This window comes from Paenibacillus sp. fava2, from assembly GCF_058313675.1.
On sequence record NZ_CM177755.1, the window covers coordinates 2,301,239 to 2,319,941 of the forward strand.

Here is an 18,703-nt window from a genome sequence, read left to right on the forward strand (position 1 = left end):
AAAAGAACAGTGGCGTCTTAAAACGTAGGTTAGTTACCAATAAATGGTATATTATGTTTGTTATCTGAGAATTATCTTTACCGTCGCTCGTTTCTCTTTCGTTTGTTCTGGAGTTTCTGCGGGCTTAGGGATCTTTTGCCGACCTTTAGAACGACGAGTCGGTTCACGATTCAGCGCTTCAATAAATACATCCCAGTCTTTCATGGCGTAATACCTCATCTTTCGCAGCATGCTCCATACACTTAGGGTGGACCGCACTTCTAAATGGATGAGCTGACAAAGTAGCGCCGTAATGATTCCGATGTAACATTGGACCCACACTGCGTGGGGGTGGTGATTGTGGAACGTTACGGTGGCCAGATGCTGCTTGATCCATTTAAAAAACAGCTCAATTTGCCAGCGACAGCGATAAATTTCACCAACGTCTTCGGCTGAAAGATCCTGACGATTTGTGATGACCTCGTAGATTTTTCCATGCTTATCTTGGAATTGTACAAGGCGAACGCAAAACGTTTGGCCCGATTTTTTATCCAGAATCTCAACGTCAGCGTCCCGAGTAATATTGCTGCTACCCGAAAGGGGATGTTCGGTCAGCACGGTGTACTTTGTTTTTGCACGGATCCGGGCTACAAAAAGCACCGTCCCTTCCGACCATTCTCTGAAGTTTCCGTAATGCACATAGCCACGGTCGAAAATGTAGGTGAATTCTCCAGGCACAACCAGATATTTGACCGCTTGTTGATCCGACACACCGATAGTGGAAAGGACAATCTCATCCGGAAAATGACACCCTGCTTCCAGCGAAAGCAGCCGCGTATGGATTTTGACACCCTTGGTCTTATTTTGATAAAACGCCCAATCGCCGAGTATTTTGGGTAGCGAAAGGCTCGTTGAATCGACGGGTGCTAACTTTCCAAGATGCTTGATGCCCTTGGCTTCCGCTTTTCGCAATTTTAATTCCTGAACAAGATCGGTAAACAACCACTCGAGATAAGCAAGAGGGATGGTGCCGAGCTTGCGGTTCAAGGTCGATTCGTGAATGGTCGTGAGTCCGGTAATGTCCTGAAGTTCTGCATTCGTTTCCAAATGGAGCACAATGTCGGAAAGAGTCCGCCTCTGCTGCAACTGAGCTTCTACAAAAAGGGTAATCGCGGCCCCAACGGTAAGTTTTTTCGAATAATGATCTGCGAATGGACAACGAAAAGAATGTAACATTAAATGCTGTAAGTACTTGCGTAAAACTGAATTTTGCGATATGTTACCCATGGATTAGCTCCTTTTGTGGAGAGATGTGGGTAACCTGCCTACTCTCTCTACATTAGGGCTTTTTTCATTTTTCACCAGAGTAAACTCATCTTTTTTATCCATAATTAGCTAACTATTTCAAAAAAATTTATGTTAGGTTTGCCGCATGTCTAGTGCAGTTTGTGCAGTTAAAAGGGGCAAAAATTTGTATCTTCGCGATATAAGTGTAGTTTTGCAGCTAAATTTGCTTGTATCGGCCTGGTACAGGCTTTTATGCGCTTTTTAAGTGTATGCAATACAGCTAAACGGATTTTTCTGGAAAAAAGAGCTGCTTTAGTTATACAGAGTGCAGTTAAGTCTGGCGGAGGGACAGAAACGTTATGCTGGACCCTGCCGGCAACTATGTGAAAAGATCACCCGGATACGTGATGGTTAAAATCAGCCTTTGGAGACTGTCTGAGACTGTATGTACTGCTCCATTTGCTTCTTATGGTGCTTATCGTGGGGCAGGAAGCCCCGCAGATGCCCGCGGTAGCTGAAGTTTTTGCCGTCCCCGTCCTTATGCGTCCGCATAAATTCCTCCTCGCTAATGTCTGTCATCTGGCCGACGATCAGGCTCCGGTACCATACAAACTGCTGAATCGCCTCCTGCACGGTTACAGTCTGCGCGTACTGGATCGCCCGGGCGTTAAATTCGTTGAAATTCAGATGCTTCGAGGTCACCGGCTGACCTTCCTTCACTTTGGCAAATGCCTCCTCGTAAAAATACTGATCCCAGCGCATCATGTGGCACAGCAGCTCTTTGAGCGACCATTTCCCCTCTCCGATGGGGCTTTCCCAGACAGTCTTGTCCAGGGATTCCAGGGATTGAATATAGGGGATAAAAGACTGAAATTCGGATACCCGCTGAGCGTTAGTTTTTGGTGCCATTAATAGATCCTCCTGTAAATAGGGTGTAGTGGTTATTTTTTCTATACTAACTATACCTCATCTAACTTGACCACAGTGCGTCAGGTTTAATTATGCTGCCTGAATCTTTAATCCAGCAAAACAGGAACAGTCCTCTGCGCAGCGGGTTGCTATAATGAAGGTACCGTACGGGAAAGGCTGGGCTGCTCAGTGAACTACAGTAAAGATATAGAGCGATGCATCGATTATATTGAGGTGAATATTAAGGAAAACCTGACTGCTGAGGAGATCGCCGCTGTGGCCGGCTATTCGCTGTATCATTTCTGCCGGGTTTTCAGCCTGTGCAGGGAAGTGCCGGTGATGGAATACGTGCGCAGCCGGAAGCTGTCTTTGGCGGCAGTGGAGCTGTTCAGCGGCCGGAGTGTGACGGAGATTGCGCTGGATTACGGGTTCGAAACACCCGGCGGCTTCACCAAAGCGTTCCGCAAAGCGTACGGCTACAGTCCCTCGCAGTACGCGGCGCGGACGGCAGGGTATCTTCAGGATGGTCCGGAATATGAGATCGGAGGGTATTTGATGAATCCAGTGTTTGTGACGAAGCCGGCTTTTAAGGCGGCAGGCTATGGCATTGCGACGAATGTGACGGACAGCAGCTATACCAAGGATATTGCCTCGTTCTGGAGCCAGTATGAGGGCGAGAATCTGGAGGATAAAATGTACAGCATCCTTAATCCGCCAAGACACGGAGAAGTAGGGCTATGTGTGCCCGCTAATGGTGACGGCAACGCTGTGTATCTGCTAGGTGTGATAGTCGATGATTTCTCCAGGGTGACGCCGGATATGCTGACTGTGGAGGTGCCTGCGGCAGAGTATGCGGTGTTCACCACCCCCCCGGTGGACGGGACAGAGAACGGCGACCCGGATGTATTCGTCCAGGTGATCAGAAGCACCTGGAAGTACATCTTTGAGGAGTGGTTTCCGGGCAGCGGCTACGCGTTCGACGAGGATAAGCTGGACTTTGAATTCTACGACGAACGCTGCCATTCGCGGGTGGATACGGTGATGGAGATTTACATTCCTGTGAGGGTGCGGGCGTGAAAATAGTCACTAAATCGGGGCAAATACTGTCCGGGTGAAGGGGCTGCACTGCGGGAATGTTTGGGCTTCCGGCCGCTGTTAAGGTTGGATTTCCTGATTGAGGCCGCTATGCAGCGGTCGAAATCCAACCTTAAAGGCGGACGCTACCGCTCCTGCAGCTCCAAAATTCCCTCCGTTGCGCCCACCCGGCCAGCATTTGCCTGTCTATTTTCACGGCCGCTGTGGTGGCGGCCGGATCAGGCCCGCGACGCACGGGACCCGTGCTGGCGGGCCATTGTTGTGAGGTGCTGCCTGCGATGCATGACAGCATCTCAGATGCATCAGCTTTTCCGGTGCTGCGCTCACCGGATAACTTCAATTGATTCCGCTGATCGCGGTTAAAGAACAAAAGCCAAAAATCCTGGACTAAGGAAACGCAGTTCCGCAATGAGCATTTTTTCCACCATCACGCCTACTTGAGCAAGCATTGCAAACGTTTTTTTCGTAAGATCATCTAATACCAATCATTCCCGGCGGATTCTATAATGGGTTAGAATGTATACCTATTGCCGAAAGGGATGTTCCGCAAATGCCATTAGTAGATATGCCGCTAGAACAGTTAAAACAATACCAGGGAAGAAACCCGCGTCCGGCTGACTTCGACGCTTACTGGGAACGCGCTCTCGAGGAGCTTGCATCGGTAGACACGCAGCTTGAGCTGATTCCGAGTACGTTTCAGACACCGCAGGCCGAATGCTTCGATCTGTACTTTACGGGAGTGCGCGGTGCGCGCATCCATGCCAAATACCTGCGTCCGAGAGCAGTAAGCACGCCGCAGCCGGCGGTTCTTCAGTTCCACGGTTATACCGGTGACGCCGGTGAGTGGCAGGATAAGCTTGCTTATGTCTCGCTGGGCTTTTCGGTGCTGGCACTGGACTGCCGGGGACAGGGTGGATTGTCGGAGGATACAGGCGGTGTGAAGGGCAATACACATAACGGACATATTATCCGCGGGCTGGATGATCATCCGGATAACCTGCTGTTCCGCCACATCTATCTCGACACCGTCCGTCTGGCACAAATTGCGCTTGAACTGCCGGGAGTAGATCCGGAGCGTGTATATGCTATGGGCGGGTCGCAGGGCGGAGCTCTTACCATCGCTTGTGCCGCACTCGAGCCGCGGGTAAAAAAGGCTGCCACTACATATCCGTTCCTATGTGATTACAAACGCGTATGGGAAATGGATCTGGCCAAGGATGCGTACCATGAGCTGAACATCTATTTCCGCAAGTTCGATCCGCTGCATGAGCGGGAGGACGAGGTTTTTGAAAAGCTGGGTTATATCGACCTGCAGCATCTGGCTTCCCGCATTCAGGGTGAGGTACTGTTCTTCACCGGTCTGATGGATACCATCTGCCCGCCGTCCACCCAGTTCGCAGCCTATAACAAAATCACCGCGCCCAAGCAGCTTGTCGTTTACCCGGACTTCGGGCATGAATATCTGCCGGGCGGCGGGGACCGGACGATGCAGTTTTTCCTTGGCGAATAGCAGCCTGCATTGAAAAAGCGGGATGAATCAGCGGATGGTAGATTACTTATAGTTGCTGCAGCTTCGTAACATTAGCCTAAATACAATCTACGTTGCGCATTCTATTGTATCGAATACAATCACCGTGGTATTTTTGTAGATAAAAAGGAGAAGGCACTATCAGCGGCGCTCTCATCGGAGTGCCGGCAGATAGTGCCTTATTCACGTCACAACCTCATATCCCAGAGAACCGGCTGCGGTTATGCTGTCGATTGGCTGCTTGTGGGAGAACCAGCCTCCGGCGGAGATTCGCTGTGACGATTCCGCTTTGGCCGGCCGTTCCATGTCAGATAAGTCCAGATACGCAGGAGCTGTTCAACAGGGCCGTTGCGGAAAAATGTTAAATAGTAGGGGCTTAGCAATAATTGCACAGCGTAGACCACCAGAACGATTCCGAAGCCGCCGAGCACGCCTGCCCTGCCGAACAGACCCAGTCCATAGCCGTAAAAGATGGTTGTGCAGATCACACTCTGCATCAAATAATTCGTCAGCGAAAGCCGTCCCACGGCTTCGAACTTTTGCAGCAGACCGGTCTTGGCAGGTCTCGTATACAGAAGGGCGAAGGCATAGATATAACCGAGTGCGAGCAGCGACCCGCCAGCCAAATCGCCGATTCCCGCTCCGGGCAGGAATTCTCCTCCCAGCTGCTGGGCCAGTACGCTGTATACTTTGGTGAGCAGTCCTGCCGGAATCAGAATGAGCGTGCGCCGAAGATACATGCTGCGTTTGGCTTGCGGATTATCGAATATGCCGGTGCGGGCGGCCCGCATACCAAGAAGGAACAGAGGAGCCGTCAGCAATGGAGCTAATAGGGCTGCAATTGCCATGATGGTGCTATCCTCTTCCGACAGCGGGTCAGCATTGTTGCGGAAATTCATGATCTCTGCGTAGCTTCCTGAACCATAAATATCAATACTTTCCCGTATGTAGTTTTGCGTATGCGGCGATGCTCCGGCCAGCGGATCTCCCGGTTGTTGCGGAATGACACCCAGTATCCCCATTACCGACAGCAGCAGCACCGACCAGACCAGCAGCGTCTTGGGTTTCCGGTTCAGGAACAGCAGTAGGAAGAAGCCGGTTAACCCGTAAAAGGTTAATATGTCGCCTTCCCACAGCAAAAACGAATGCAGCAGCCCCAAGACCAGCAGCATGAGAAATCTGCGGGCCAGGTGGCATTTTGGCCGGAGACTGCGCTCCTTCAGGCTTTCAGACAGTTTAACCATGCCGAACCCGTACATGAAAGTGAAGATAGGCATGAAGCTGCCGACGATAAAGATAAACACTAGAGAGCGGAACACCAGGTCAGTTCCCACGATTCCGAACAGCTGCGGCTCAGACTCCCCGTACATTCCGTACTGAAAGATCAGCATATTGGCCAGTAGGATGCCGGATAAGCTAAACCCCCTCAGCCCGTCAATCAGATGAACACGTTGTTTGCTTGTACTCAATTCAATCACCCCTGTATTCCATTATAACTATTAATAATATAAATAAATGTTTTTATGGAATTTGGCGGAACGGTTCCAGGTACGGGCGTAGCTTATACGGCGATGAGGGCCCATAGTGTCAGCTATTACACAATACAATCCAGACGAACATCACAAAAAAAGAGCATCCCGACAGGGATAGGCTCTCTTTTTAGCATACTGTATTCTCCTAATAACCTACATAAACTTCCGCTGCACCTTTTTCCCGTCATAGGTGAACAAAGCTTTTTTATCCTCCACGACAGTCTGCAGATGAACGGTGCGGCCCCAGAGAGAGTAGATGTGCGGAAGGGTACGCTCCAGATATTTCAGGTCAAGCTCGATGCTCTCGTAGCGGTGGACGATCAGCAGCTCACCGTTGCGCTCATAATCGGCATCCTGAATGACGAGGTATGGGGAGCCGCCGTTGACCCGGGCGAGCACGAGCTGGTCGCGGACATTTTCCCACGCTTTGTCGGTGATTTTCCATTCCGGGCCTTTTTTCTCGAACACATAAAGGTCAAGGTCGTTAACCAGCTGCTTCGACAGGTAGCTGCGGATGAAGGAGATGTCGGAGTCGAGCTCGCGCACCTCGAACATTTTGTCGCGGTCCCAGCGGCGCTCGATATCCTCAAAGATTTTCAGGCCCAAATAATACGGATTCAGGCTCTGGCGTGACGGCTGCACGACGGACGAATTGAGCTTGGAGTACTCGATTGTCTCCTCCGGCGTCAGATCCAGCTCGCGCATGATCCGCTGATGCCAGTAGGAGGCCCAGCCTTCGTTCATGATCTTCGTCTCCATCTGCGGCCAGAAATAGAGCATCTCGTCGCGCAGCATGGTCATAATATCGCGCTGCCAATCCTCCAGAGTGGTCGAATACTGCTGGATGAACCAGACGATATCCTTTTCCGGCTCAGGCGGAAAGGCACGCTTGGCAGCAGCATCAGGCTCCTGCGGACCGGCTTTGGCCTGATCGAGCTTCCACAGCTCGCTGTAGGCATTGTCCTCTCCAGGTTTACCGGCCTGCGTATCCTTGTTGGCTCTCATCTTGGCTTCCAGCAGATCGGTTTTGCCGAGCTTGCGCGGCTGGATCAGGCTGGGGTCGATATGCTCCTGAATGGCCAGTACCGAGTCGATGAACCGCTCCACCCGGTCAATGCCGTAGGTCACCGAATAACCGGCGATCCGGTCGGCTGTGGCAGACATGCTCTCGACCATATCGCGGTTGGACATGGAGAAGCGCATATTATTTTTGAAAAAATCGCAGTGGGCAAGCACGTGGGCGACAATCAGCTTATTCTGGATCAGGGAATTGCCGTCCAGCAGAAAGGCGTAGCAGGGGTTGGAGTTGATGACAAGCTCGTAAATTTTGCTGAGTCCGAAGTCGTATTGTGATTTCATTTTATGAAACGTTTTTCCGAAGCTCCAGTGCCCGAACCGGGTAGGCATCCCGTAGGCCCCAAAGGTATAAATAATATCGGCAGGACATATTTCATACCGCATCGGGTAAAAATCCAGCCCGAACCCGGTAGCAATCTCCGTAATCTCGGCTATCGACCGCTCCAGTGCCTTGATTTCATCTTCACTTGGCATGATTCTACTCTCCCTCCGGCTTGCTGTTCTTTTTAAGTATATGGGCGGGAGGGGGAGAGTATGATGGTGGGGCTCATGGTCAATCAAGTACTACTTCAGATTGAAGCGTTTAAAGCGGGAAATACAGTAGTGGATATAGATATTGTTGAGATAGAAGAATTATAGAAAAAAGAATAGCCTAACCCATGCGTAGATTACGTCCGCGGGTTAGGCTATTCTTCATCTGGATCAATTCCCCAAAATACATAATGAGACAGTCCAGTATTAGCAAAGTAACAAGCATCCACATACACTTCGCGAAGCTCATCATCAATCCTGTAAATAACAATTACATTACCAATCAATGTCCAATAATAGCCGTTGAATTCAAACCCAGGAAAGTCGGATACGCCGTCAGCTTTGTATTTCGGCTCATCGGCTAAGACAGATTTAGAACGTCTGAATACGTTCAAGGGGTCAACCTTATATTCCTTCATTCGGGCAAGAGCTACCCTAGCGTAAGTGGTCCAGAGCACCTTGTAACGGTCAATCATTCTTAACCTCTTTCAGTAATTGTGCAAACTCCTCTTCGCTGTCACTATATGTGGAAATCCCATTCTCACGGTCATGTTTGGCCTGACGAATCTGGTACAGAACATCTTCATCTTTGAAAATGACGGATGTCATTCTTTTCTTTTGCTCTTCCGTAAATGCGGGTTCATCTTTCCTCTGAAGCGTAACGTTAAATCCGAAATTATCCTCGATCAATTGCACCAGATCTTTAAGTTCAACATAAGCTTTGCCCCGAAAGCTTTGCTCCAATTGCTCCTTGGAAATGGACATTTCATTCACCGCCTTTTGCTCATTATAACATAAACCAATAGCAATCTAATTGTGTTAAGATTACATTAATTAACAAAATAGAAAGGGGGGGAATCCCATAAGAAAATATCCTGAACGTGTAACGGCTTCAATGATCCGGGTATTGCATGAGAAAGAGGTATTATTAATGAGGCATTCTACAGAAATACATTTTGGAGAATCTAATGAATTTATAGGTATGGTCGTTATGACAAATCCAGGAAGATTTGAATTTAAGAATACATTGGGCTGGGAGGATTTTAAATCTGGTAAAGGTTCTGCATACACTTTTGAAGCCAGTGATTATCCAGACTTGTCTATGCAGAATGTAATTGAAGTGGTCAGACGTGCTTATGAAGTATCAGGAAAAGGCAAACCGGATGGAACCTTGCGAGTATATAATCTTTCTAATGTTCGTCATGCAGCTGGTCATGAAGCTGAGATATATCACAATAAGGCTAAAATAGCTCTTACATCTACCAATATTGCGTTGCTGGAAGATCCAATAACTCATAATAGAGAAGAGTTTTTAAATGAATGCAACAAAGCAGGCTTTGTCATTATGGGTTTTGTAAATGGTGCATTTAATCAGAAGATGCGTCAAATACTTTCATGGTCTGAGCAAGTATCAAGCTTGGTATATGCCATGGACAAAAATGGGCATTACTCTCATCCTCGCAGATGGAGAACAGACCTATCTTTAAAGAATCAAGTCATTTCATCGTTGCAGTCTGTTTTATAAAAAATACCTCACTCTACCGCTATAACGACTTAATCATATCTAAGCAGGTGATCCGCCAATGAAACATCAGCGATCTAAGAATAAACCGCTCCTTTGGGTGATAGCATTCATCATCTTTCTAGGGGTTGCTGGTCTGGGTTATTTTGTGAAAAATATACTCTTCCCTTCATATGAACCTTTTACAGTCATTCACCAAAAGGAGCTTTCAAGCCCCAAGTATGGAACCTATGTCTACCGCGGCGGGGCGGATCAAATTGAATACAGTGCAAAAACCAAACGAAAGCCTATTGGAGAAACTCAGACAGGTGACCGGATTCTTGAGCTTAAGGATGACCCCAATCACCAGTATTTTGTACTGATTTTCAATACGGAAATGCCGTGGTGGGATCTGTACGAGAAAAAATAAGAGCAGCACACCTCCCGTTACACAGGAGATACGCTGCTCTTTGCTTTTGACGGACTCCGCTCCCGTCCCCACCTCAATACACAAACCTCCGCTGCGCCCAGTAGCTGAATACGAAGATCGATACCTCGGTCAGTATCTTCGCAACTGCCAGCGGGATGATCAGCTGCTCGCTGTAGAAGTAGAGCAGGCCGTAGTTGAATAGCAGCACCAGAACGACGAGTGAGAAGTATTTCGGGAGCGACTGCAGGCGCGAACGCTTGCCGCTGCTGAAGACATATCTCCGGTTCACGGAATAATTAAAGATCGAGCTGCACAGTCTCGCGGCGACTACGGACAGGAACAGATTGTGCGTCAGGCGCTGGAACAGGAACAGCAGCACGAAGTCGATCAGCGCCGACAGCAGCGATGAGGTGCTGAACATCAGGATCGGCAGATAGATCCTGATGGAATCGGCGAGCGGGCGGAAGTGCGACGATTTGTTGTGGTCCAGATACACGGTATCAATGAATTCCTCGGTGATGTCGTAGCCCTCCTTGCGGGCGGTCAGCAGCATGTTCATTTCGTACTCGAACCGGTCGCCGGGAATCCGGCCCAGCCAGTCCAGCATGGACGGCGGGAAACCCCGCAGGCCGGTCTGGGTATCTTGGACTTTGCTGCCGGTGGTCAGCGCGAATATTCCACGGGTTACGGAGTTACCAAAGCGGCTGCGCAGCGGAACCTTACCGCTGAAGCGGCGGCTGCCCAGTACGATTCCGGGCTTGCTCTGGCTGTGCAGCAGCTCCACAACCCGCTTGATGTCATGGGGCAGATGCTGTCCGTCGCTGTCTGCGCAGACTACATAGCCCGGCAGCCCTTGTTCCTGGATGTAGCGGAAGCCGGTCTTGAGCGCCCGGCCTTTGCCGTAATTGACAGGATGCGTCAGTACCGTGCAGCCGAACGCTTCAGCCGTCTGGAACAGTCCCCGGTAAGCATGTCCGCTGCCGTCGTCTACTATCAGAATCGGGCCAAGCCCGTAATCCTGCAGCTTAATAATCAGGTCAAGCAGCCGGTCGTCAGGTTCATATGCAGGAATTAGTATAGTCATAATCGTGGTCACTCCTTAATGTAAAGTATGTCGCTGACGCCGCGCTCCTGGTTTTTACCCTGCGGATTGTTGACCACCCGGCCCATGAAGTACATAGTCGAGGAACCTCCGCCGTCGAGATTGTAGGCTTCGGTTGCCCCGAGATCCTGCATCAGGTCCGCAAGCTCGGTCAATGTCATGCCGCGGCTGTAGCCTTCATTGCGGCCGTCAACGACCACGAACACATAATGGTTCGGGGCAATCATGCCGATGGCCGTGCGCGGATTGGCATTCTGGATCGAGCGGTTGCCGAAGTTGGTGTCGATTTTGACACTGCTGAAATCACTGGTGATTTGCCCGTCCTGAATCAGAATCGGTCCGAATGACAGCGTGTTGGTTACCCCCTGCGCCAGCAGCTCATCAGAAGAAACCTCTTCTTCGTTATAAGTCTCCATCGTTCCATCCTCCAGCAAGGCCATTGCATCCCGTGCCGGTTCATCGCGGTACACCGTACCGTTACGGATAATCACCCCGTCCTCGCGGAAGCCGTAATAATCACCGTTAATCGCAAAAATCGCATCATTACTGGAAGCAATCTCCGAAGTCACCTCGGTAATATTCGTACCAAAGCTGTTATCGGCAAAAGCGGACTTCAGGCTACTTGCTTTCTTTAACACGACATCCGCCACAAAATAGGTGATTTTGTCTGATCCGGACCCGGTCTGAGCCTGGTCAATCTTGATCTGGATGTCATCGCTGCTGTAGCTCCATTCGTCGGAAGTAGCATCAACTTCGGCTGAGGAGGAAGCAGTCTCAGCACTTGCCGTCGTACCGTTGTTGTCTGATGTAGCTGCAGTATCATCTGCCACAACCACCTCAACATGCTCAATTAAGTAACGGTCAGCCAGTTTATACACCACACCGCCAATCACCAGGATTACGGCCAGAATAACGACTCCTATCTTTTGTTTGAAGCTGAGTGCTTTCTTTTTGTCCATCTGTATCATTACAGCATCACCTCTATGTGTAAGTTCTTAAGCAGGATGATACGCGCGTTACCTTTAGTGAACCTGAAATGAAAGACAGGGATGGAGAAGAAAGATTCTGCTTGTCTGCAAGTTTCGGTAATGGGGTAGTAACAGCCGCAGCGGCTTGGTATACTCAAGCAATAGACAAACTTTTCCAGAGTGGATAAGGAGGCAGCTGTAAAAATGCGGTTATCACCAAAAAACAGACGGATGCATAAGCCTGAATCTATGAAGGGTCGGGGGCTTCGCCAAGGGGCATTGACGCTAACCGTACTGCTGGCTATGACGCTTTTGCAGGGCTGCTTCCTTACTGGCAAAGGCGGGCTTCGCCATGAGATCGATGAGCAGAAGGATGTGGTCTACTCCTTTGGAATGGGGCCGCTGAACCTGGACAGGCTGGATGACTTCATGGAGCGGAAAAAAGGCAGCCAGCGGATTATTCTGTACACGATTGAGGGTGATCCGATCTTCACGGAGGTGCGGTATAGAGATAATAAGCTGGTTGTTGCTTATGACAGCACGGAGGACGCTTTTGGCCCCAAGGAGACAGGAACGTATACCTGCCGGGCACTGGAAAAGAGTAAAGGGAGCACAGCGCTGAAATATACACTTACAGGCTGTGAAGGGGAATATCCGGAAGCCGCACTGCTCTGGATTAATTACGAGCTGTCAGAGCAGGATGACTTCGGCTTTGTGCTGAAGTACGGGGTGAACCGGAAGAACGAAATCAATACGCTCAAGGGAAAGCTGGTTAAGGACCTCCAGGATGGCACTACAGCAGAAGCAGCGGAGTTCCGGCTGCCGCAGGCGAAGCTGCAGAGCATTTACCGTGAGCTGGTGCTGGCCGGCTATGTACAGGACAAGACCTTGACGGAAGCCTGCAATATCAAGCCTGCTGTCAGCTATGAGCTGCTGGTACAAATGAACGGCAGCGAACGGAAGTTTGCCTGGAGTGAATGCGACCAAAGCGCAGACGGAAAGGCAATGACTGCACTGGTAGAGCACATGATCAGCGAGGTGCAGGAGAGCGAATATTACCAAGCGCTGCCCGAGACGAAGGGGTATTATGAATAAGAGCTGGCCACAGCCAAGCCCCAATAAGCAAATCTTTTATATAAGCATTAATAACTACTAGAATTCGCGGAGGTCCTGGTTATGCAACAGCGTGTACTACTAATTGAAGATGATGAAGATATTAGCAGAATGGTAAGCTCTTATTTAGTAAAAGAGGGCTACGAGGTCGAGCAGGTATTTGACGGGGAAGCCGCTGAGCGCAAGGTGCGCAGCGGGGAGGCTTATGATCTGGTGCTGCTGGATCTCATGCTGCCCAGGCGCAGCGGGATGGATGTGCTGCAGAGTATCCGTGCAGCCAGCCTGGTGCCGGTGCTGATTATGTCCGCCAAGGACAGTGATGTGGATAAAGCGCTCGGACTCGGGTTCGGCGCAGATGATTATATTACGAAGCCCTTCTCGATGATTGAGCTTGCGGCGAGAGTCAAGGCGGCGATCCGCCGGGCTGGCTATGCGGCTGCCGGTGCTGTCAGGGCTGAGGAACCTCCGGCAGCCGAAGCACAGCAGGCCAAGGTCATCCCTCTGCGCGGGCTGACTGTTAATCTGGATACCTTTTCGGCAGAGAAGCACGGAGAAGAGGTCAAGCTGACCGCCAAGGAATTCCAGATCCTGCGGCTGTTCGCGGCCAATCCGGGCAGAGTGTACACGAAGGCGCAGCTTTACAGCCTGGTCTGGGAGGATGATTATTACGGAGACGAGAATGTCATCAATGTACACATGAGAAGACTGCGCGAGAAGATTGAGGATGACCCCTCCCATCCCGAATACATAAAAACACTGTGGGGCATCGGCTATAAGCTGGGGGATGTGCTGCCATGATTATTTTTCTCGGCGGAATTATTGCAGTGCTTCTGCTGCTCATCCTGTGGCAATCGCTGCGGCTGAGAGAGCACGGGCGTCAGCTGCAGTACATCCGGACCAAGCTTACGGGCATAATGGCGAGCGGGTCGCATGAACGGCTGCTGCTGTTCAACAGCGATCCGGCGCTCCAGCAGCTGCTGGGCACCCTCAATGACCTGCTAAATGTCAACCACAAAGGCGCGGTGGAACGGGTCCGGCTGGAGCAATCGATGCGTCATATGCTGGCTAACATTTCCCATGACCTGAAGACACCGCTGACCGTTGTACTCGGATATATTGAGACCCTGCTTCAGGACCATGATCTGCCTGCCGGGGAGCGGGAGGCGATGCTGCGGACCATTCATGCCAAAGCACAGGAGGTCATTGCGCTGATGAACCGGTTCTTTGACCTGGCCAAGCTGGAGTCAGGGGATAAAGCAATCCCGCTTACTCGTGTGGAGCTGGGCGAGCTGTGCCGCCGCAACATTCTGTCCTTCTATGAGCTGCTCAGCGCCGGGGGAAGTGATGTGCAGATCGACATTCCGGATGAACCGCTGTACATTATGGGGAATGAGGAGGCGCTGGACCGGGTGCTCGGCAACCTGCTGTCCAATGCAATCACCTATGGCGGTGACGGGGGCGTACTGGGCCTGAAGCTATTTTCCAAGGAAGACAGGGTATGCATTGAGGTGTGGGATAGAGGGAAGGGCATCGCCGAAGGCCATCAGGATAAAATCTTTGAGCGTCTGTACACCCTGGAGGATTCGCGGAACCGTGATTACCAGGGCAGCGGTCTGGGCCTGACCATTACCAAAAGACTGACCGAGCAGATGAACGGCAGCATTACTTTGACCAGCAAGCCCTACGTTAAGACGGCGTTCACTTTGTCCTTCCGCAGGCTGGAGTTTTAAGAATTAAGGCTTTACAGATTGGAATTGAAAATAAATGCTGGAAAAGAGGCGGAGAGGAAAACTCCAAGCTTAAGATTTTCGTAAGAAACAGGTAATAAAAAAGAAAATTCCCCCCTGTATTATATAAATCAAGGAAGACAACGAAGCCAAAGGGGATAACGGAAATGACAACCATACTGCGGACGTGGAATTTAACCAAGGTCTATCAGGGCAAAGAAGCCGTGAACAATGTGAATATGAATATTAAGAAGGGTGAAATTTACGGTTTTCTGGGGCCGAACGGAGCCGGCAAGACAACGGTGATGAAAATGATCACCAATCTGGTGAAGCCTACTGCGGGCGAAATCGAATTTTTTGGCGAAAAGATGACATCCCGCTCTTACGAAATGCTCAAGCGCATGGGCTGCATCATCGAGTATCCGGTGTTCTATGACAAGCTGACCGCCCGGGAGAATCTGGAGCTGCACGGGGAATACATGGGGTACTATGACCCGAAGGCGCTGAAGGAGGCGCTGGAGCTGGTGAATCTTACCGGGACAGACAAGAAGCCGGTCAAGCAGTTTTCGATGGGCATGAAGCAGCGGCTGGGCATTGCCAGAGCGGTAATGACCAAGCCGGAGCTGCTGATTCTGGATGAGCCGATTAACGGGCTGGACCCGCTGGGCATCAAGGAGCTGCGCGAGGTGTTCCGCATGCTGAGCCGTGAATACGGGATGACACTGCTGATCTCGAGCCATATCCTGGGTGAGGTGGAGCAGATAGCTGATACCATCGGCGTAATCCGGGACGGCGTGCTGCTGGAGGAGGTTGCCATGGATGAAATCCGCAGTCGGGACACGGACTATATCGAGCTGATCACGGATAACAGCAGTAAAGCGGTATACACGCTGACGAATACGCTTGGACTTAGCAACTTTAAGGTAATGGGTGCGCGGACCATCCGGATTTATGAGAAAATCTCACAGCTGGAGCTGAGCAAAGCGCTGGCGGCGGCTGATGTGGAATTGGAGAGCCTGAACCGGAAGCAGCATTCGCTCGAAGATTATTTTGTCGGACTGATGGGGGGTGAAGTCGTTGCTTAAGCTGATCAGACTTGAATTGCGCAAGAACAGAATCAGTTTGTTTAAAGGATCTCTGATAGCAGCCTTGGCGATTATATTGTTTATGCTGCTGGTTGTATTCACAGAAATAGATGATCCGGGTGACTTCGCTACCTATGCCGATGTTTTTGACGGTGTGCATATCTTCGTAAAAGTAGTATTTATGGTCTTCGGGTCCGTCCTGATCAGCAAGCTGGTCATTGATGAGTATAAGAATAATACCATTGACCTGCTCTTCATGTACCCGATCCCCCGTAAAAAGCTGATGGCAGCCAAGCTGCTGATTGTCTCCTTGTTTATGCTGGTTACAATTTTTGTATCCAATGTGGCGGTGGGTGCGGCGATGGTCGGCTTCAATCATTACTTTGTTAATGCCATCTCCGGTGAGCTGACGCCTGGGCTGATCGGTGAACAGCTTACAATATCCGCTTCAGATGCAATATACTCGGCAGGAATCGGGCTGATACCGTTATTCTTCGGGATGCGCAAAAAATCAGTTCCGGCTACGATCGTATCCGGCGTGCTGATCTCAGGCGTCCTGTCATCCAACTTCAGCGGCTTCCGGCTGGGCAATCAGGTAGGAGTCTCATTAGTTCTCGGAATTGCAGGTGTTGCCATTGCCTATCTCTCGATCCGCAAGATTGAGACTCATGACGTAGCATAGCGGGAAATTTGGACTATAAAAAAGGTGAAAAAACCGCTTGATGCCGCTGTTTTTCTGGCGACCGCAAGCGGTTTTTTTGCTATAATAAAGCTTAATTCAGGAATTTCTACATATATAGATAATTTCCGCATTTGCGGATGCATAATAGCAGGTTCTGAGCAGCGGAGGAGGTGGGTAATGCTTAAAGACTGGGCTGCCATTCTGGGCAGGGTGCTTTCTGAGGAAGGTGCTTTTAAATCGTTATATGATCATCATCCCGACCTGATTATCATACTGGACAGGCAGGGGAAATTCGTGGACAGCAACCGGGCCTTCGGCTCTGCCGTTCCGTGCGCTCCGGCGCACACATTTAGTGGTACCGAGGAGGCGCTGACTCCCGGTGAAGCACATTTTACTGCGGCCCTGGAAGGGGTAACCTCCAGCTTTGAGCTTGCAGCGAATGAGGAAGACGGCAGCGTATCCGTCTCTCCCGCCATAACGTATGCTCCGGTTAAGGCAGATGAGGGGATAGCCGGTGTGTTTGCGATTATCCATTATGATGTGAATGCGCTGCTCCCTGCAGCACTGTTAGAATGGTTCAGCCGGCTCACGGCAGCCGGGACGGAAGAAGAGCATCCAGAGCAGCAGGGAGGGAAGCGGCCGGCGCTGATGCGCGAGATGGCTGAAGATATGCGGCTAAGCCTGATTTTGAATTCGGTATCGGCAGGAATCTTTGGTCTGGATACCGAAGGCCGTACCATTTTTATCAACCGGGAAGGCGCGGACATGCTGGGCTATCATCCCTCAGAGCTGTACGGCGTCCATTTGATGGACCTGATTAATCAGACCCATGGCAGCACCGCCTCCTATGCCACGCTGGAGTGCCCGATCCGACGTACCCTGGACGACGGGGTTATCCGCAGCAGCTCAGACGAAATATTCTGGCGCAAGGACGGCACCAGCTTTTTTGTAAGCTACCGGATCGCTCCGCTGCTTGACAAAGGCATGATCTGCGGGGTAGTTCTCTCCTTCGCCGATATTACCAATGAACGGGAAATCCGGCGTGCCAAGGAATCGGCTGAGCAGGCAGCCCAGGCCAAGTCCGATTTCCTGGCCATGATGAGCCATGAAATCCGTACACCGATGAACGGAATGATCGGCATGGCCGATCTGCTGCTGGAGACGGAGCTTGAAGAAGAGCAGCGCAGCTATGCGGAGATTCTGCGGAGCAGCAGCTACAGTCTGCTGCAGATTCTGAATGACATCCTCGATTTCAGCAAGATGGAAGCCGGGAAGATGCAGCTGCAGTCTGAGACCTTCGATCTGCGGGAGATGATTGAGAGTGTGATTGACCTGTTCACGCCTAAGGCGGAGGAGAAGAAGCTTGCCCTGCGGTGGTGGGCTGATACCAGTGTTCCGGAGGCTGTAACCACCGATCCCAGCCGTCTGCGGCAGATCATCGTGAATCTGGTCGGCAATGCGCTGAAATTCACCGAACGGGGAAGCGTGACCTTATCGGTGAAGAATATACCGCTGCCGGGCTCGGAGGAATATCTGCTGGAATTCTCGGTGCGTGACACCGGCGTCGGAATTGCCGACAGCAAGCTGAACCTGCTGTTCCAGTCCTTCTCACAGCTGCATCCGTTCATTAACCGCAAATACGGCGGCACCGGCCTCGGGCTTGCGATCTGCAAGCAGCTGGTGGAGCTGATGGGCGGAACCATTTTTGTGGAGAGCGAAGAAGGCCGCGGCTCCATCTTCCGGTTCATGCTCCCGTTCGTAAAGGAAACGGTGGAAGCGTAACAGGACGGTGCCTTTTGCGGACGTTACAGCTATTGTAAATATTATGAATACAAAAGCCAGCCCGCCCCCGAGATCCGGGGTCAGGCTGGCTTATTTGTTGTTTGCATTTCAGCTGCAGAGGGTGCTCAACAGACTAAGTGGAATTATGACACCTATTTTCCGCCAGAACAGCGGCTTCGGAACTTTAGTTGGAAAAATGCTACTTAATTTCAGTGATTTCATCGCTGGAAGGCTATTGAGCCTATAATAGGTGTTGTTTCTCCAACTAATCATTGTAAAAGTTAAAATTAGACTGAATTAAGTGGCGAAAATCCAACTAAATCTTCACAGGCTCTCCTTGGGCAGGTTTTAGCGTTAACTACGCTAACCCGTCAG

General features: G+C 50.7%; 18 protein-coding genes. 10 read left to right on the forward strand and 8 right to left on the reverse strand.

Annotation, left to right across the window (positions count from 1 at the left end; translation table 11 throughout):
- Window positions 1-60: 60 nt before the first annotated feature.
- Both AC4G46_RS09580 and AC4G46_RS09585 read right to left on the reverse strand, forming a co-directional pair.
- The gene (locus AC4G46_RS09580; protein ID WP_491127724.1) at window positions 61-1,266 is read right to left on the reverse strand and encodes an IS4 family transposase; all 1,206 of its coding nucleotides are present in this window, start codon (window positions 1,264-1,266) and stop codon (window positions 61-63) included.
- A gap of 417 nt (window positions 1,267-1,683) precedes the next feature.
- A complete protein-coding gene (locus AC4G46_RS09585) occupies window positions 1,684-2,175 on the reverse strand; it encodes a DinB family protein (protein WP_491127725.1) in 492 nt (163 codons plus the stop codon).
- A gap of 189 nt (window positions 2,176-2,364) precedes the next feature.
- Between AC4G46_RS09585 and AC4G46_RS09590 the strand changes: the two genes are divergently transcribed.
- Together AC4G46_RS09590 and AC4G46_RS09595 are read left to right on the forward strand one after the other, a co-directional pair.
- Window positions 2,365-3,252, forward strand: coding sequence for an AraC family transcriptional regulator (locus tag AC4G46_RS09590; RefSeq protein WP_491127726.1), 888 nt, complete (start codon window positions 2,365-2,367; stop codon window positions 3,250-3,252).
- 568 nt (window positions 3,253-3,820) lie between these two features.
- Entirely contained in the window at window positions 3,821-4,780 is a 960-nt protein-coding gene (locus tag AC4G46_RS09595) for an alpha/beta fold hydrolase (protein ID WP_491127727.1), read from the forward strand.
- Window positions 4,781-5,019: 239 nt separating this feature from the next.
- On the opposite strand, the gene AC4G46_RS09600 is transcribed toward AC4G46_RS09595, so the two are convergent.
- The 4 genes from AC4G46_RS09600 to AC4G46_RS09615 form a co-directional block, all read right to left on the reverse strand.
- A complete protein-coding gene (locus tag AC4G46_RS09600) occupies window positions 5,020-6,276 on the reverse strand; it encodes a DUF418 domain-containing protein (protein WP_491127728.1) in 1,257 nt (418 codons plus the stop codon).
- A 207-nt stretch (window positions 6,277-6,483) separates the two neighbouring features.
- Window positions 6,484-7,881: a SpoVR family protein gene (locus AC4G46_RS09605; protein ID WP_491127729.1), complete on the reverse strand. Its 1,398-nt coding sequence runs from the start codon at window positions 7,879-7,881 to the stop codon at window positions 6,484-6,486.
- 212 nt (window positions 7,882-8,093) lie between these two features.
- Window positions 8,094-8,414 (reverse strand): hypothetical protein, encoded by a 321-nt coding sequence (locus tag AC4G46_RS09610; protein ID WP_491127730.1) that lies wholly within the window; start codon window positions 8,412-8,414, stop codon window positions 8,094-8,096.
- The gene (locus tag AC4G46_RS09615; RefSeq protein WP_491127731.1) at window positions 8,407-8,703 is read right to left on the reverse strand and encodes a hypothetical protein; all 297 of its coding nucleotides are present in this window, start codon (window positions 8,701-8,703) and stop codon (window positions 8,407-8,409) included. The genes AC4G46_RS09610 and AC4G46_RS09615 overlap by 8 nt, the downstream gene beginning before the upstream one ends.
- Window positions 8,704-8,869: 166 nt before the next feature.
- Between AC4G46_RS09615 and AC4G46_RS09620 the strand changes: the two genes are divergently transcribed.
- Entirely contained in the window at window positions 8,870-9,463 is a 594-nt protein-coding gene (locus tag AC4G46_RS09620) for a hypothetical protein (protein WP_491127732.1), read from the forward strand.
- Between the two features lie 58 nt (window positions 9,464-9,521).
- Window positions 9,522-9,869, forward strand: a complete 348-nt coding sequence (locus tag AC4G46_RS09625; protein WP_491127733.1) for a hypothetical protein — start codon at window positions 9,522-9,524, stop codon at window positions 9,867-9,869.
- Window positions 9,870-9,942: 73 nt separating this feature from the next.
- Here AC4G46_RS09625 and AC4G46_RS09630 read toward each other — a convergent pair whose 3' ends face one another.
- Together AC4G46_RS09630 and AC4G46_RS09635 are read right to left on the reverse strand one after the other, a co-directional pair.
- Entirely contained in the window at window positions 9,943-10,953 is a 1,011-nt protein-coding gene (locus tag AC4G46_RS09630; RefSeq protein WP_491127734.1) for a GtrA family protein, read from the reverse strand.
- Between the two features lie 8 nt (window positions 10,954-10,961).
- A complete protein-coding gene (locus AC4G46_RS09635) occupies window positions 10,962-11,939 on the reverse strand; it encodes a phosphodiester glycosidase family protein (protein ID WP_491127735.1) in 978 nt (325 codons plus the stop codon).
- Window positions 11,940-12,188: 249 nt separating this feature from the next.
- Between AC4G46_RS09635 and AC4G46_RS09640 the strand changes: the two genes are divergently transcribed.
- From AC4G46_RS09640 to AC4G46_RS09665, 6 genes are all read left to right on the forward strand, one after another.
- Window positions 12,189-13,034: a DUF4362 domain-containing protein gene (locus tag AC4G46_RS09640; protein ID WP_491127736.1), complete on the forward strand. Its 846-nt coding sequence runs from the start codon at window positions 12,189-12,191 to the stop codon at window positions 13,032-13,034.
- An 81-nt stretch (window positions 13,035-13,115) separates the two neighbouring features.
- The gene (locus AC4G46_RS09645) at window positions 13,116-13,850 is read left to right on the forward strand and encodes a response regulator transcription factor (RefSeq protein WP_491127737.1); all 735 of its coding nucleotides are present in this window, start codon (window positions 13,116-13,118) and stop codon (window positions 13,848-13,850) included.
- Entirely contained in the window at window positions 13,847-14,782 is a 936-nt protein-coding gene (locus AC4G46_RS09650) for a sensor histidine kinase (RefSeq protein WP_491127738.1), read from the forward strand. Before AC4G46_RS09645 ends, AC4G46_RS09650 begins: the two co-directional genes overlap by 4 nt.
- Before the next feature lie 164 nt (window positions 14,783-14,946).
- The gene (locus tag AC4G46_RS09655) at window positions 14,947-15,864 is read left to right on the forward strand and encodes an ABC transporter ATP-binding protein (RefSeq protein ID WP_491127739.1); all 918 of its coding nucleotides are present in this window, start codon (window positions 14,947-14,949) and stop codon (window positions 15,862-15,864) included.
- On the forward strand, window positions 15,848-16,546 hold the full coding sequence (locus AC4G46_RS09660; RefSeq protein ID WP_491127740.1) for an ABC transporter permease: 699 nt from the start codon (window positions 15,848-15,850) through the stop codon (window positions 16,544-16,546). The genes AC4G46_RS09655 and AC4G46_RS09660 overlap by 17 nt, the downstream gene beginning before the upstream one ends.
- A 177-nt stretch (window positions 16,547-16,723) precedes the next feature.
- Complete coding sequence (locus AC4G46_RS09665) at window positions 16,724-18,328, forward strand: PAS domain-containing sensor histidine kinase (protein WP_491127741.1); 1,605 nt, start codon at window positions 16,724-16,726, stop codon at window positions 18,326-18,328.
- The last annotated feature ends 375 nt before the right edge of the window (window positions 18,329-18,703 follow it).